The 15,656-nt window shown below is 53.2% G+C and carries 13 protein-coding genes and 4 pseudogenes; 9 read left to right on the top strand and 8 right to left on the bottom strand.

Annotated features, from left to right (window positions below; genetic code table 11):
- Positions 1-138: 138 nt before the first annotated feature.
- The 7 genes from AC5JQH_RS10405 to AC5JQH_RS10375 all read right to left on the bottom strand — a co-directional run bounded on the left by AC5JQH_RS10405 (position 139) and on the right by AC5JQH_RS10375 (position 7,189).
- Positions 139-1,476, bottom strand: coding sequence for an OmpP1/FadL family transporter (locus tag AC5JQH_RS10405; protein ID WP_493805558.1), 1,338 nt, complete (start codon positions 1,474-1,476; stop codon positions 139-141).
- A 39-nt stretch (positions 1,477-1,515) separates the two neighbouring features.
- Positions 1,516-2,451: a biphenyl-2,3-diol 1,2-dioxygenase gene (gene bphC, locus AC5JQH_RS10400; RefSeq protein ID WP_491558411.1), complete on the bottom strand. Its 936-nt coding sequence runs from the start codon at positions 2,449-2,451 to the stop codon at positions 1,516-1,518.
- Positions 2,452-2,470: 19 nt separating this feature from the next.
- On the bottom strand, positions 2,471-3,301 hold the full coding sequence (gene bphB, locus AC5JQH_RS10395) for a cis-2,3-dihydrobiphenyl-2,3-diol dehydrogenase (RefSeq protein WP_110068218.1): 831 nt from the start codon (positions 3,299-3,301) through the stop codon (positions 2,471-2,473).
- Positions 3,302-3,360: 59 nt separating this feature from the next.
- Positions 3,361-4,587 carry an NAD(P)/FAD-dependent oxidoreductase gene (locus AC5JQH_RS10390; RefSeq protein WP_491558413.1) on the bottom strand — a complete coding sequence of 409 codons (1,227 nt, stop codon included), beginning with the start codon at positions 4,585-4,587 and terminating at the stop codon, positions 3,361-3,363.
- On the bottom strand, positions 4,584-4,913 hold the full coding sequence (locus AC5JQH_RS10385) for a bifunctional 3-phenylpropionate/cinnamic acid dioxygenase ferredoxin subunit (protein ID WP_491558414.1): 330 nt from the start codon (positions 4,911-4,913) through the stop codon (positions 4,584-4,586). The genes AC5JQH_RS10390 and AC5JQH_RS10385 overlap by 4 nt, the downstream gene beginning before the upstream one ends.
- A gap of 130 nt (positions 4,914-5,043) precedes the next feature.
- Positions 5,044-5,604 (bottom strand): 3-phenylpropionate/cinnamic acid dioxygenase subunit beta, encoded by a 561-nt coding sequence (locus tag AC5JQH_RS10380; protein ID WP_491558415.1) that lies wholly within the window; start codon positions 5,602-5,604, stop codon positions 5,044-5,046.
- A gap of 214 nt (positions 5,605-5,818) precedes the next feature.
- On the bottom strand, positions 5,819-7,189 hold the full coding sequence (locus AC5JQH_RS10375) for an aromatic ring-hydroxylating dioxygenase subunit alpha (protein ID WP_493805557.1): 1,371 nt from the start codon (positions 7,187-7,189) through the stop codon (positions 5,819-5,821).
- Between the two features lie 570 nt (positions 7,190-7,759).
- Between AC5JQH_RS10375 and AC5JQH_RS10370 the strand changes: the two are divergent.
- Positions 7,760-7,877: pseudogene (locus AC5JQH_RS10370) on the top strand (transposase); the annotation flags it as partial.
- A 46-nt stretch (positions 7,878-7,923) separates the two neighbouring features.
- Here the strand turns inward: AC5JQH_RS10370 and AC5JQH_RS10365 are convergent.
- Entirely contained in the window at positions 7,924-8,904 is a 981-nt protein-coding gene (locus AC5JQH_RS10365) for an AraC family transcriptional regulator (protein WP_491558417.1), read from the bottom strand.
- A gap of 220 nt (positions 8,905-9,124) precedes the next feature.
- Between AC5JQH_RS10365 and AC5JQH_RS10360 the strand changes: the two are divergent.
- The 8 genes and pseudogenes from AC5JQH_RS10360 to AC5JQH_RS10325 form a co-directional block, all read left to right on the top strand.
- Positions 9,125-9,509 (top strand): annotated as a pseudogene (locus AC5JQH_RS10360) (IS1380 family transposase); the annotation flags it as partial.
- Positions 9,510-9,986: 477 nt separating this feature from the next.
- Positions 9,987-10,394: a BphX family protein gene (locus AC5JQH_RS10355; protein ID WP_342632656.1), complete on the top strand. Its 408-nt coding sequence runs from the start codon at positions 9,987-9,989 to the stop codon at positions 10,392-10,394.
- 252 nt (positions 10,395-10,646) lie between these two features.
- Positions 10,647-11,538, top strand: a pseudogene (locus tag AC5JQH_RS10350) (acetaldehyde dehydrogenase (acetylating)).
- 19 nt (positions 11,539-11,557) lie between these two features.
- A pseudogene (dmpG, locus tag AC5JQH_RS10345) lies at positions 11,558-12,597 on the top strand (4-hydroxy-2-oxovalerate aldolase).
- 70 nt (positions 12,598-12,667) lie between these two features.
- Positions 12,668-13,528, top strand: a complete 861-nt coding sequence (gene bphD, locus AC5JQH_RS10340; RefSeq protein ID WP_342632657.1) for a 2-hydroxy-6-oxo-6-phenylhexa-2,4-dienoate hydrolase — start codon at positions 12,668-12,670, stop codon at positions 13,526-13,528.
- A 320-nt stretch (positions 13,529-13,848) separates the two neighbouring features.
- A complete protein-coding gene (locus tag AC5JQH_RS10335; RefSeq protein WP_342632658.1) occupies positions 13,849-14,427 on the top strand; it encodes an antibiotic biosynthesis monooxygenase in 579 nt (192 codons plus the stop codon).
- On the top strand, positions 14,427-14,663 hold the full coding sequence (locus AC5JQH_RS10330) for a hypothetical protein (protein ID WP_342632659.1): 237 nt from the start codon (positions 14,427-14,429) through the stop codon (positions 14,661-14,663). The genes AC5JQH_RS10335 and AC5JQH_RS10330 overlap by 1 nt, the downstream gene beginning before the upstream one ends.
- Positions 14,664-14,744: 81 nt before the next feature.
- Entirely contained in the window at positions 14,745-15,650 is a 906-nt protein-coding gene (locus AC5JQH_RS10325) for an IS110 family RNA-guided transposase (RefSeq protein ID WP_493805556.1), read from the top strand.
- Positions 15,651-15,656 lie beyond the last annotated feature (6 nt).

The raw sequence follows: 15,656 nt of genomic DNA, 5'->3' as shown, positions 1-15,656 counted from the left end.
CAATGACGTTGGATCCGGAGTATCTGGAGTAAATTACATACACTATCGATAGAACCTCCTTGTTCTTATCCAAGCCGAGGGAAATTTAAAATCTATAAGTGTAAGCCAAACCAAAACTATCTTGAGAATGCTTAACCTTTATTGGGTCAGAAGTGTTAGGCAGCTTAGAGTTCTCCATCGTCTCTTCAAAGGAGTGGTCCAGGCAAAGTCCACTTTACTTGCCGTTGACCATTGGTAGGAAAAACCCAGAGACCCGAAAGTATTAGGAATAGCAGGAATAACCGCAAGTAATGTATCTGAGCGTAGCGCCTGAGTCGCCATTCTGGCACCGCCTCGTAGCGTCCACTTTCCCGTCATATAGGCAGCGCCAAGCGATAGCGCTGTCTGATCTCTATAATTCTGCGGCAGGAGAATATCGATATTTTGGCCAGTATCCGCCACAAAACCAACATCGATATCTTCCATTGCATCCTCCCAGAAGATCCGGGAGAGGTCAGCCGCCAGCAACCACTGGCTACCAACCTGGTGGCTTATCCCCAGATTCAATTGAGCGGGTGTTTGAAAATCCCGAATCTTAACTGTTCCAGGTAGCGCGATTTGTCCGGCAACAGCATCGACCGCAGTCAGGACTCCATCACCCTTCATGTCCCCGATATGGCTCTTCATGGAATAAGCAACCCCTATTCGAGTATCCGGGCTGTACTTGTAGATCATACCCACTCGCCCCCCAAAACCCCAGGCATCTACACCGCTTGCAACCGGATGGTTTCTTGAAAAGCTGAAATGCGCGCCACGAAAGTCAGGCAAGCCTCCAAGTACAGGTACAAGAGTCCCACTCACACTACCAGACCCCATAAGCGAGCCTACCTGGTCCGCCCCCATCAACATTTCAAGGTTCAGGCCTTGCCACAGGGCATCCACGCTGGCCCCTACTATAAGCTGGTCATTAACCTCATAGCTGGCAGCAAACGGGATATTCATTGTAAGCAGCCGACTGGAAGACTCGAGCCCCGTATCAAGCCCCCCGGTGGCACGGGAGAGAAAACCATCATTACCGTACTCTGTCCCTACCCCACCTTGAGCAAAGGCACCAAAACCAAGCGCCAGGGAGCCATTGCGATAGGTATAGGCCAGCTGCGGAGCAGCATATGGGCCTCGGTTTTTCGAGTGATCTCTGGAGGAGGAGACCTCCCCAGTGGCTTGGTCTTTAACCGAGAGGTCAGCAATTACAACATCGAAACCCACATGAACTTCAGAGCCGAGCTCCATTAAAGATAGCGTCGCAGGATTCGTCATCATACCCGCTGCACCCACATCATAAGCAGTTGCAGCTCCGCCCATAGCCGTGGAAATTGGACCATGCCCAACAAATCTGAACACGTCGCTGACCGCCAAGGCATTTCCGGCGGTCATCATCAAGCCAGCTATAACAGATGTTATTTTTATTTTTTTCTTCATTTTTATTTTTTCCTTCATTTTTATTTTATCTATGCCAATTCCCGTTAGTAGAAGCTGTTATTTTCTTCGTACCGATTTATGCCCCCACATGGCAGTTCGGTTGTGTCTTGTCACCACCCAGGAACAATCATCGACGTCACGAGCACCCCAGCCAAATTCAAGTTCAAACCCGGATGGTGTTTCAGCATAAAATGAGACCATGTGGTCGTTAACGTGACGTCCGATCGTCGCAGTGATCATGCTAGATGTACTGTTGTCACTTTCCCCTGCCCGAAGGTTAGAGTCGGTTAATTTGTCTGACGAACCATCGAGTCGGTCGTAGGCATAACCTACATCATCAAACGTCAAGGCTTGCAGCAAGAAATGGTGAACCCTCTTGGGTAACGGAGCCTCGGCGATAGCCAGGGTGTGGTGGCGACCATTGCAATGAAGGAAATAACCTCGCACAGTAATATCTGGGCCTATCGCGATGTCGATTACGTCGGATAACTGAAAGCCTAACAGTTCCGTGTAAAACGACAGGCCTTTCTCAATATCTGGAACCGCATAAAAATAATGTCCCGCTCCTTGCTCTCCGGTAACGAACCCGCTGACACCAGCGCTAGAGATAAAAGGCTGCTCAAATAACTCTGTGGCCCCATAGTAAAGCTCCAAGGACATCCCAAATGGATCATTGAATGAGATCAAATCCATCACGCCACGTTTTTCTGCCAGTTCAGTGTCGCCCGTCTTGACCTGAACCCCGGCTTCACGTAGACGTTCCGTCATCAGCCTCAACGCCTTGGGATTGGCCACTTCATAGCCTGCAAATTCGAGGTCGTCAGAGTCACCTTTTTCTATCGCTATTCGCCACTCCCTTGAATCCATACGATATAAGGCTTTCTCATCAGAGCCATTAATCTCCATCAATCCGATTTTCTTGGTGAGATAGGAGCGCCACGCTTGCACATCGCTTACAGAGAACCCCATGTAGCCCAGGCTTTTGATACCCATTTATATCTCCTTATTCGATTTATTCGATATTGAGCTTGTCAAGGAGGTCATTACCTCCAGCCACAGAAAAGAGCCCACGGACACCCATCCCACCGTCATAGTTTAACAGTGCACCAGTAGCGGGTGCGGAATCCCCTCTTGTGGCGAAAAACACATAAGCCCCTGTGTACTCATCAACATCGGGCATACGACCGATTGGTAGTACGCTTTCCAACATTTCCCCCAACGGGATTTCAGATATGGATTTCTCGTTCATACCTAATGAACCTGGCCCTGACAGGCTCGTATTCATCCCGCCAACGCCAACACCATTAACGCGTATGTAGGGTGCCAACTCAAATGCAAGTTCACGTACCAGGCCGACAACCGCGTGTTTTGTAGCCGTATATAGAGGCCCACCGCCATTGGGATAAAAGCCCGCATTTGAAATCGTACATATAATGCTGCCACGACTGGCAACGAGAGCCCGTAGGCAAGCCTTTACAGCGAGAATATAGCCCTTTACATTAATCTGAAATAATTCATCAAACGCCTTGTCGATATTATCTTCCGGTAAATCGACAAGTGGCATGTTGTAATCCCATATACCCGCATTGGGTATTAACACATCGATTTTTCCAAACGTGTCAACACATTGGGTGGCCGCTCTTTTCAGATCCTCCAAAGAACGCACATCACCGGCAATCGATACCACTGCTTTACCGTGCTCTTGCTCCAGCTGGCGAACTCGATCCGGAGATTTATCGAAAACTGCGACCTTGGCACCTTCCTTAACGAATCTATCTACCAGGGCACGACCCAACCCTGACGCACCCCCGGTAATAAAGACTACTTCATCTTGTAATTTCATAAATAGGCTTCCTAATTGGAAATCGTGTAGACCTTCAAAATTAATCTCGCTCGGCGTCGCTATGCCTTAGCCTTCAAAAAGTCCCTCAGACTGAATTGAGGATCAGCCAACTCTGGCGTGGAAACAGGAACACCTCGCGTCACCAGACGGCTTGCAATCGAAAAATCTCGCGGATCATCAATGGCTATGGCCGCTTCCACGCGGTTATCCAGGACCCTGAACAACAGACGGGATCTACTCTGTTCGTTATTGCGCACAACAATTTCGCCTGGGCCGTTAATATCACCTGCCATCTGGAGTCTGTGCCCTGAAATTTCAGTCCAGGAGGTTTGGGTCTGAGGCGAGGGTTGGGGCTTGCCCAACATAGCGAGGGCGGCAATTTCCGCCTCTATTTGGCTGTTCAGGTATGTCTCAAGTGAGCGCCGCTCACCCGATCTCAGTGGCCAGGCAGCCACATCCCCAGCTGCGAACACTCTGGGATCTGAACTTTTTCCAGTGGCATCGACGAGTACACCACCACCCGGTTGACACTCAATACCGGCTGCGCGAGCGAGATCATCGGCCGGCTCGGCCCCGATGCTTACCAGGACGGTCTCAGCTTCAATTCGTCGACCATCAGTGCACACAACCGCACGCACGCGTTCGTCGCCTTCGAAACGCAAGGCATGCGCACTTCGTTCAACCTGAACGCCAATACGTTCCAATTCGTTACGACACCACTTGCCGGTATCACGGCCCAGAACACGTAACAGTAGTTCGTCCCCACACTCCAGAATGGTGACGCTGGCACCAAGACCACTAGCGGTGGTTGCCACTTCACATCCGATCAGGCCGCCACCAATGATTACCAGGGACTTGGCCGTTGCCAGTGAATCCTTCAGCCTGTTGGCATTCTCGTATGTTCGCAGTGTATGGATGCCCGGCAGATTGCTGCCCTCAGCCTGGATGCGCCTTGCGCGTGACCCCGTTGCCAGGAGTACATAGTCGTAGGGAATGTGACCGTCGGACTGCAAGCGAACCTGCCTGTTTGCGATATCAATTCCAGTCACACGCTCCGCCAGATGGAGCGTTATGTTAGCTGACTTACTCCAGTCAGGCCCCAGGATCGCCGCGGGCTCGTTCACTTTTCCCGCCAGGAGCTCCTTGGACAGACACGGTCGATCATAGGCAGCACAAGGTTCTTCTCCTATTAGGTGAATCGTCCCCTGATACCCTTCAGTGCGCAGACAGCGAGCCGCAGTTACCCCGGCAAGCCCGGCGCCAATAATAACAATTGATTTACTCATGGCGCATAATACCCGGCGTCAAAATCAACGAGGACATCATCGCCCTCGATTTTTAACGGAAACATTTTGAGCGGATCACATGGAGGTGCCGCTTTTACCTTGCCCGTGCGTACACAGAACTTACCCATATGCAGAGAGCATTCGACGATGTCACCTTCGAGGTAGCCCCCTTCAGATAAGGACCAATCTCCATGAGTACATCTATCCTGTGTCGCGAACAGCTCACCATCGACGTTGAAAATCGCGATAGCTCCCTCGCTACCTTCAACCTTCAGGGCCTCACCAACGGGAATGTCAGATACGTTACATACTACGGAAAATTTCATTATTTTGTTGTCTCCTAACACTTGATTTGGTTCGCGACTCAACTTTCAGGCAGGAATTGATAAGGTTCACTTATAAAGCTTTCTCTATATATGAGAGCTTTATAAGTGAACGACAGGAGCTTTGTACCAATCAGAAAAACTGGCTGAGATTATTAGCAGTAATCGTGCTCTGATCGAGTAATATGGTTCGCTGGGCAATCTTGAACCCAAGTCCATTGGTCACACGGTGCAAAATATCTCTGCGCTCACCAACATATATGTCCGTCATACGCTCCAGTCGGTTTCTGTAACAAAGGAACGCGGAACTAACCTCCAACGCGGCAGAATCCTCTGTTTGACGGACGATCACGTTATTGACAATGTGTCGGCTGCGGGAAGGCGGATCCTCGGTCCAGTTTAAGCCTGACAGTCTCCCACGAATTCTCGCCCGTAAGCTCTCATAGTCTTCGTCAAAGTGGGCGTTACCTCCCGGGGGAATGTACTCCAGGGCCTTATCCCGGGAGATATGGCTGGTTCGAATCGGCATCCAGTACCGAACGTCTTCGGTCATCAAAGCCAGCCAGTCCTCGTATTTCTGATAATCAAGCAACTGGGCCTCGCGGTAATAGAATTGTTCCACGGCGTGTTGAAGCTCATGATCAACGGGCTTCAGTGGCCATTCGATCGGTTTAGTAAGATCACTAGATGTCATTTTTTATTCCTTCTATCTACATTAGGCGCTGGCATAAGATTGAGCGTTTAAACAAAGCCGACTCCAGACCTAGGACCAATGCCTTTGGAATTCGGCCAGATTAATAGCCACCAAGACTGAGTTGATTTTGTTTCGCCGGCTCAGCCAACTTTCGCGTTCCCCAGCCGCAGTAGACACAGGGAATGCGATTACTTTCTTCGATGCTCTCAATCGCTCATGGCCGCAGCGTTTCCCAGCTTGGCTCGGACATCATGCGAGCCCAGTGATGGTACATTCCGCGCGCGGCTTCCTCGCTATAGACGTAGCTGGTCTTTCCAGGAAATTCTGGGTTGTTTTTATTCGGGACACCGGCACCCATCTGAGCACAGAGGGGTTGACTTCTCGCCTTATGACCCCGCAACCCTCGTTGAACCTCTACCCAGTTTTCGCCGTCGTCCTGCTCATAGGTTCCACCCTGATTGAAGGTGAAAATGTTCTTCCTGCGATACTCTTCCTTAATTTCCTCCGGTGCATCGGCATCCACTACAATGAAGGACCATACCTCGACCTCATGGGGCCCGCGCGGATGCCAAGTACGGACTGTATTGATTCCTGGGAGAAACGAACACGTCGGGAAAATTGTCATGTGCTGTGCGACCATTCGGTCAGCGGGAAGCTTTTGCCCCAAACGGCTCTGAGCGCGCTCAGCTGCAGGCCCTTTGGTCCAGTAATCAACCACCTTAGGCCCCATAATGGCTTGAAGGAGCGAGAAATCATCATTGAACCAACCGGTTCCGTGCCCGCCCCACTTGGCTCGGAACTGATTACCGGTTGACGGCAGTTTCACCTGAGACAGATCCACGTCGGGCGGAAGGCTGGACAGCACGCCCGCCAGATGCGCCATCGTGCCTGCGTGGTACATATCACTGCAGAACTGCTCGGCGGCAAATTTCCAGTTACATGGGATTACCGTTTTCTGCATGCCACTAATAACCTCGGTACCCGCCTCGGTCCGATCGAGCATTACATCCATATAGGGGGTTGCGTCGCTCAAATAGGTGAGCAGATCCGGGGCCTCTTCATCCCAGTTGGCGAAAATCAAACCTTTATAGGTATCCACACGCGCTTGCAGCGGACCCCAATCGGCCTTGTCGAACCCACAGTCACCCTCTTTCTTGTCACAAAAGGCTTCTTTCTCGAAGGGGACGTTGACTAGATTTCCGGCGGTATCGTAGGCCCAGCCGTGATATGTACAGGTGAATGATTTTGCGTTTCCGAAATCCGAACGCTCAATTCGCATACCACGATGCCGACACTGGTTCAGGAAGACCTTGATGCTCCCATCTTTCTGCCGAACGACGATGACAGGATCTTCAGCCATATAGGTTGTGATATAGTCGCCCGCCTTGGGAATATGCCCCTCGTGCCCAAGAAGCAGCCAGGAACGAGCAAAGACTCTCTCAAGCTCAATTTCATACAGGTCCTGATCTGAATAAATACGGGGATCAATCAGCCCTATCTCCTGATCCACTAGATTTTTGATTTCTTCATTAGACCATTTTTTCACCCATTTTATGGGCGTTTCGGTTACTTCACTGTTGTTCATTATTGAGCTCCTATGCTTTGTCTTCTCTCAAGATGCTCCAACGAAAGCATCTACCAAGCTTCTTGTTTTTGCATCGCAAGTAAACCCTACGATGCCAACACCAATCTGAACTGAAATGTACCAATGGACCTAGCCATATCTAATCCCGATCCCGCGAAACCTGCCCGATTGAACTTGGCTCGACGCATACTCCAGAACTAAGCATTGGCTAGCGCAAAGCTGTTGACCCTTAAGGCGCTTGACTTTATCTGCTCAAGCCCTGTTCATTTCAAATCGCAGCTATTGTGTCGCGCTGGCCGGCACGGGGATATCCGATTTCTTTAAATCGCCATCCGTTTTTTAAGGTACACGCCCGGTCATCACTCCTTGTCAGGGGTAGCGGGCGTCCAGTTTTGGGACAATAATTCGTCGATGATGTTGGCCTTCTGCATTGGCAGGCGGGTCAGCGCATCCTTTAGACAGGCATACGGATTATTCTCGTAGCCTGGCGGACTGAATCAGGGCATCGTCTTGTTTTTGAGTTCCAGATGGACAGCCGGGAAGACCGGCTCAAAGAAGCGCAACCAGTGAGAAAAGCTTCCTGGACGCATTGAGATGGATGACGCCTATCTGGGCGGTGAACGGCCGGGAAAGCGCGGGCGCGGCGCACAAGCTCCCGTTTGTCGCCGCAGTGCAAACCAATGAAGAACGCCGTACCGGTTCCTGAAGATCGCTGAGCCTTATGCGTAATCAGGTTAGTCGATGAGGTTGGCTTCTGCACGCATACGGCGCAGAGTCTCCGATGGCAGCTCCCCGAAAGTGTACTTATAGCTATCGGCAAAGCGTCCAAGATGTAGGAATCCGTAGTCAATAGCCGCTTCGGTGACACTTCTCGCTGCAGCGTCCGGGTTACTCAAGTGAGTATAAACGGCTTCCAATTTGCGCTGGCGTATGAATCGCATGGGTGTCGTACCAGCATGCTTCTTAAATAGCTCATTTAAAGAGGGAGCACTCATACCTGCCAGCTCGACCAATTGCTCCAGACAGATAATTTGCTTGATATTGTTCGAGATGAACTCTTCCAGACGTTCGAACGAATCGCCTACACAACTCATCGGCTCGCGGCTAATATTACCGCCAGGTATGGCGAGCAACTTACTTATTAAAAGCTTGGCATAGCGTTCCCCCACCTGAAGATGAGACTCGTCATTTTCCGCTTCCTGACATACCAAGCTAAGCAAACTAATTAAGCCATCCTGCTTTGCGTGACGATAAAGCGGGGCGAGGCGCGCCCTCGAGTCCGAGTAACTCCACCTATTTTCGCTGCAAACCGAGTGAATTAAACGAGCGGGAATCTTGACGACAAGCTTCTCGTAGTTGTCTGAGTAGGTAAGGTCTAAAGTGCTGTCAGGGTTTAGTAACAATAATTCGCCGGGGGCTAATGTATGCTCTTCACCACCCGCTCTCAATGAACAGAGCCCTTTAAGCACGAAGTGCACATGGTAAAGACCTTCGCGTTCATGCGGCGACGACGAGACTGCCGCTCTGTCACCGTAGCACATTTGGAACAGACCCAAGCCGCCAATCTCGACGTGTTTCAGATTAACCTTTAGATTTTTAATGCGGTTTTGGACAACACGATGGGAGCCTGCATGCTCGTTGGAATAACTGACAGCATCGCTAAGGCAGCATCTGCTTAAAATTTGGCTTTTTTCACTTAACTGACAAAAATGCATTACCATTAATCCTTCATTGTAATTATTATTGGTTGGCGATTTGCACGATCGAATCGTGGCCCGATGCTGCGAAAACCAAAACACCAAACCTCAATTTAGGTCAATGTCAATATTGATTTATCACTGAATCCTTGCCCTCCCAAAGCCTGCAATAGCGGGCTTTGGGAGGATATAAGAGCATCGCACACCCAGTCAGTGCTTTCGGCTCACGCGCACTTTCATTCTCCAACAATCCCGAACCGAAGTCTATACACCCCACAGCGGCCTGGCCCCGGTGGGCCACTGTCTGAACCGGCATAGGTCGCTCACCAAAACCACCCGCACCGTAATCAAGCGCCACGGTATTCCGAACACTGAACTGATCCGGACCTATCTCGGGCTGATTACGCTGGGCCAGAGTGACTTCGAGGCGGCAAGGCCAGTCCGGACTGGCTCTGGGATGACCCCAGCCTTGAGCTTCTGCAGTCCAGTGGTGCACCGATCTCGCCTCTGAAGATGGGCCATGTAGCCCTGAATATGGACGCTTTTCCCGTGGACAACAGCCAGACCAGCAAGGAAGGTGTCAGCTACTCCTATATAAGAGGTATGACATCTATGCTCCGATACGCCACCCGGCCAAACATCGTCGCCTGAGGACCGTGTGATGCAGAAACTGATGTACATGGCCTGCCGCCCCTGACTCACAGCGGTCGGCAGTGACTACTGCGAGTTAGCCGTCACTGTCCGGGCTTTGTCGTTTATCGCGACCTTTATAGAGGTCTCGCCTCTTCCGGATAAGTCATTCGATCCGATTACCGACTTGATATCACCCGGTAAACCATCCCAGGGCCATCGACTATTGTCTGGACGCCATCCCCTGGTCGCAAAATGATCAATCTCAGGCGACTGGCCGTCCTTGACCTGCACATTATGGGCATCAACAACTTGGTGTTAACTGAACCTTGGTGTAAATTGGCCTGAATGGTGCCCGGGCAAATATAGTGAGGAGCGGAGTCACCCAGAGCACGTTGTTGTCGAATAGCCTGGGCATGTTTTTTTCCAAGCAAGAAACCTGAACCCGCCCCTGAACCGAGGAAGCTGCCATGACAAAAGCAAGACTGTTTTTTATTGCCATCGGCGTTTTTTACATCATCAACCTCATTGGCACGCTTCCCTTTAGCACCTTGGGCTTGTTTGGCACGATGTACCCAGGCGTCGAACTGCACGTGGATGAACCGATCTTCACCTTGCTGCAAGATGCCTGGGCCATTGTCGGTCTTCAGTTGGGTGCCATCGGGGCCGTCGCCTTGTGGGGCGCGCGCGATCCGGGTCGCTATGAGGCCGTCATTCCAGTGGTCATTGCAACGGAAGTTGTCGATGGCCTCTGGGATTTTTACAGCATCGTATGGAGCCACGAAGCTTTGTGGTTCGGGCTTGTCACGCTGGCGATTCATTTGATTTGGATTGGCTGGGGCTTTCGTGTCTGGCGTACCCTGCGTCGAAACCGCTGAAATCTGCTTGAATGACTCTTCAGCGACCAATCAATACCCGACCAGATGGATTCTGGCTGCATTTGGGAAAGTTTTGTGTCCGCACGGGCAAAGTCAAATCTCCACCTCCCTGTGCGGCATTGGAAATATTTCCTGTCCGCATCGAAGGCAATGACGTGTCAGTCGACTTCGAAAGAGGGTATCTGACGCCATGATCGAAACCATAGGGGGCGGCTCGGTGCGCTTTCACTGACTTTTCCGGAAATTCTGCATATGACGAAAAAAATCAAATGCGCCCTGATCGGCCCCGGCAACATCGGCACCGACCTGTTGGCCAAGCTGCAACGCAGCCCGGCATTGGAGCCGGTCTGGATGGTCGGCATCGACCCAGAATCCGACGGCCTGAAGCGTGCCCGAGAGATGGGCATCAAGACCACCGCTGACGGTGTCAATGGGTTGATTCCCCACATGCAGGCCGACGGCGTGCAGATCGTCTTCGACTCCACCAGTGCCTACGTGCATGCTGACACCAGCCGCAAGGTCAACGCCGAAGGCGCCCTCATGATCGACCTCGCGCCCGCGGCCATCGGTCCGTTCTGCGTACCGCCGGTCAACCTCAAGGAACATGTCGGCAAAGGCGAGATGAACGTCAACATGGTGACTTGCGGAGGCCAGGCCACCATCCCCATGGTGGTGGCCGTCAGCCGTGTGCAGCCGGTGGCCTACGGCGAAATCGGCGGGACCGGGCACTCGCAAGAACATTGATGAATTCACCCGCACCACCGCCAGCGCCGTCGAAAAGGTGGGCGGCGCGAAAAAGGGCAAGGCCATCATCATCCTCAACCCGGCCGAGCCGCCACTAATCATGCGTGACACCGTGCACTGCCTGCTGGAGAGCGAACCCGACCAGCAAAGGATCATCAAGTCCATCCACGCCATGATCAAAGAGGTGCAAAAGTACGTGCCCGGCTACAAGCTGGTCAACGGCCCGGTGTTCGACGGCAAGCGCGTCTCGGTCTACCAGGAAGTCGAAGGCCTGGGCGACTACTTGCCCAAGTACGCCGGAAACTTCGACATCATGACCGCAGCGGCCGCCCGCACCGCCGAGATGTTTGCCGAGGAAATCCTCGCCGGCCGGCTCACACTCAAGCCCGTTCGCGCCTGAACCAAACAGGAGAACCACCATGAAGCTACAAGACAAAAAAGTCACCGTTCACGACATGACGCTACGCGACGGAATGCACCCCAAACGCCACCTGATGACGCTCGACCAGATGAAGAGCATTGCCAGCGGCTTGGACGCCGCTGGGGTGCCGCTGATCGAAGTCACCCACGGCGACGGCTTGGGAGGCTCCTCCGTCAACTACGGTTTTCCGGCACATAGCGACGAGGAATACCTGGGCGCAGTCATTCCGCTGATGAAACAGGCCAAGGTCTCGGCCCTGCTGCTGCCCGGCATCGGCACCGTCGATCACCTGCTGATGGCCAAAGACCTGAGCGTGGCCACCATCCGTGTGGCGACCCATTGCACCGAAGCCGATGTGTCTGAGCAACACATCACCAAGGCCCGTGCGCTGGGCATGGATACCGTGGGCTTTTTGATGATGGCACACATGGCCAGTCCGGAAGAGCTGGTGAGCCAGGCCAAATTGATGGAAGGCTATGGCGCCAACTGCATTTATGTGACTGACTCGGCAGGCTATTTGTTGCCTGAGGGCGTGAAAGCCCGTCTGAGCGCGGTGCCCGCGGCCCTCAAGCCCGGGACCGAACTGGGTTTCCACGGCCATCACAACCTGGCCATGGGCGTCGCCAACTCGATCGCAGCAATTGAAGCCGGTGCAAATCGCATCGACGCGGCGGCCGCAGGCCTGGGCGCTGGTGCTGGCAACACGCCGATGGAGGTGTTCATCGCCGTGTGCGCCCGCATGGGGATTGAAATCGGGGTCAATGTGTTCAAGATCCAGGACGTGGCCGAAGACCTGGTGGTACCGATCATGGACCACATCATCCGCATCGACCGCGACTCGCTCACGCTGGGCTATGCCGGGGTCTATTCCAGCTTTCTGTTGTTTGCCAAACGCGCCAGTGCGAAGTATGGCGTGCCTGCGCGCGACATCTTGGTCGAGCTGGGACGGCGCGGCATGGTGGCGGGCAGGAAGACATGATCGAAGACACCGCCATGACCATGGCGCGTGATCGTGGGTTGACCTTAACCTCCGTATGAAATCAAACCCAGCGCAGTATGAATCACTCCACCTGACTTGTTTGCACACCATTCACTTAAAGGATCAAAAATGACAGCGCTCACTGAAAGTTCTACTAGCAAGTTCCTGAACATAAATGAAAAAGGTTTTTCCGATTTCAAGATTCACTACAACGAAGCGGGTAACGGCGAAACCGTCATCATGCTGCATGGAGGGGGCCCCGGCGCGGGCGGTTGGAGTAACTACTACCGCAACATCGGTCCCTTTGTGGAAGCTGGCTACCGGGTGATCCTGAAGGACTCGCCCGGCTTCAACAAGTCGGACGCAGTGGTGATGGATGAGCAGCGCGGCTTGGTCAACGCCCGTGCCGTCAAGGGGCTGATGGATGCGCTCGGCATCGACCGGGCGCATCTGGTCGGCAACTCGATGGGAGGCGCCACAGCACTGAACTTCGCTATCGAATACCCTGATCGCATCGGCAAACTGATCCTCATGGGACCTGGCGGCCTTGGCCCCAGCATGTTTGCGCCGATGCCGATGGAAGGCATCAAGCTGCTATTCAAACTGTATTCCGAACCGTCCTATGAAAACCTGAAACAGATGATTCAGGTGTTTTTGTATGACCAGTCCCTCATCACCGAGGAGTTGCTGCAGGGCCGCTGGGAAGCCATTCAGCGCCAACCGGAACACCTGAAGAACTTCCTCATCAGCGCGCAAAAGGCGCCGCTTTCAGCCTGGGATGTGACTGCCAGACTTGGAGAAATCAAGGCCAAGACATTCATTACCTGGGGGCGCGATGATCGCTTCGTTCCCCTTGACCACGGCTTGAAGCTGCTCTGGAACATTGACGACGCACGCTTGCACATTTTCTCCCGATGCGGCCACTGGGCGCAATGGGAGCATGCCGATGAATTCAACCGTCTAGCGATTGATTTCCTGCGGCAGGCCTAAGGAGAAAGCGCTGTCTGTTCTATAAATAATGACGGGCGGGCAAATAGAGGTGCTCGTTCGTTAAAGAATTATGATTACTCATTTCGTGAGCGACGTGCGCCGGTTCAGATAGTGGCCCACCAGGGCCAGGCCGCCATGCGGTGTATAAACCGCCCAAGGCCCTGCGATTGCGTGCATTGAGCAAATTCGAGCTGTTCAGAGTTACGGATTCAGAATGCTACCATTGTTTTCGATTTGTTCTGCTCTACCCCACTTGGGCTTGCCATTGCAGGCTCTCTTTTTACATATCCAGGCAATAGACTAAATAATAAGGAAAAATTATGAGCACGCCTCAGAAAACGGCCTTGACGGTTGTTGTCTCCCGTCGCGTTATTAAAGGCAAGGAAAGCGAGTTTGAAAAACTCAGCACGGAAATGACCCAGAGAGCCGCAACGTTTCCGGGTTATCTGGGCGCAACAATGTTCCGACCGGCCTCTCCCGAAGACCCGGAGTACCGAATTGCCTTCAAGTTCCGTGACAGGGAAACATTGACTGCCTGGGAAGAATCGGAGGAACGGGCCGAACTACTGGAACAGATCGAAAGCCTGCTGGTGCAACCCAGCGAACGGGAAGTCACCTCCGGGATCGTCACCTGGTTCACCCTACCTGGACAGAATCCGGTGAAACCACCACCCAAATGGAAGATGACGATTGTCAGCTGGCTAGCCCTTTATCCGGCGGTAACCCTGGTTTTTGTAATGTTTGGAGACATTCTGGCGCAAATTCCGTTATTGCTCAGAACCATGACAGTGACCATCGTGGTCATGCTGCTGATGACTTATGTACTGATGCCCCGAATGACCCGATGGTTCGCCTTCTGGCTATTCCCGGAAAAGAACAGGAATGTACGTTTACGTTGATGGGATTACAACGTTCGCAGTGGGTCGCGCTGGGCCTGGTCTTGCTGCGGACACCGGTAGCCGGCTGGTTCGATGGGAAGAAGCTAATCACATCTATTCTGATCATGGCCGGCCTTGTGCTGTTCGCAACCGGAGCGTTCCCGGAGTTTGTCTCTGCCTTATTAGTGCTGACCCTGGCGCCCGCCGACGTGGTTTTCGGGGCTCACCGCTACCGCCTGCTAGACATGATGTTTTGACCTGCCCGTCCTCAACGCACGTGGGTTATTGTTGAGGACGGAAAGAAACCAACAGCAGAGCCACTTTGAGGAGGGCAGGTCATGAATAAGTTTAAATCAGAAGCGTCCCGAATCGACACCGTTGCAGCAAGGCTGGAACTACCCGGGCAGGAATGTTACGCCGCGTATGTGGGCTTGGACGTCCATAAGGAAACGATTGCGGTGGCGGTGGCTGAACCCGGCCGGCAGGAGCCCCACTCCGAAGGTGAAATTGCCAACCGCCCGAAATCGATTGAGAAGCTCGTGCGGCGCCTGAGTGAGCGGTTTGGTGGTCGTGTCCTACAGTTTGTGTATGAGGCGGGGCCCTGTGGCTATGGTCTGTATCACCAGCTCGCCGGTACCGGACATATCTGTGAGGTGGTGGCGCCGTCGCGCATTCCCAAGGCGGCGGCGGAGCGGATCAAGACGGACCGTCGGGATGCATTAAAGTTGGCCCGTCTTGCGCGCAGCGGTGATCTGATGCCGGTCTGGGTGCCTGGTCCGGAACAGGAAGCGATGCGGGATCTGACCCGTGCCCGCGGTGATATGAAGTCGCAGGAGCGCAAGGCCCGCCAGCAGCTGAGCGCATTCGTGCTGCGTCACGGCCACGCCTGGCCCGCTGGCAAGAAACGTTGGACGCAGGCCCATTACACGTGGCTGGAGTCGCTGAAGTTCTCACACGACTGGCAGCAGGTGGTACTGCAGGAGTATGTCGATGCGGTGAAGGCGGCGACGCAGCGGGTGGCTGATTTGCGGACACAGATGGAACGGGCGTTGGCACAGTGGTCCCTTGCACCGGTGGTGGAGGCTCTGGTGGCACTCAGAGGAGTCGACACACTGGCGGCCATGGTGTTGCTGGCTGAGTTGGGGGATATTACCCGCTTCGACTCGCCCCGTCAGTTGATGGCATTTTTAGGGCTGGTGCCCCTGTGTGTCAACCTAAGCCTGAGCCAATTGATTTTGAGATAACATATA

Source organism: Marinobacter sp. H13 (assembly GCF_059072335.1).
This window is presented reverse-complemented; position numbering and strand designations above follow the sequence as displayed.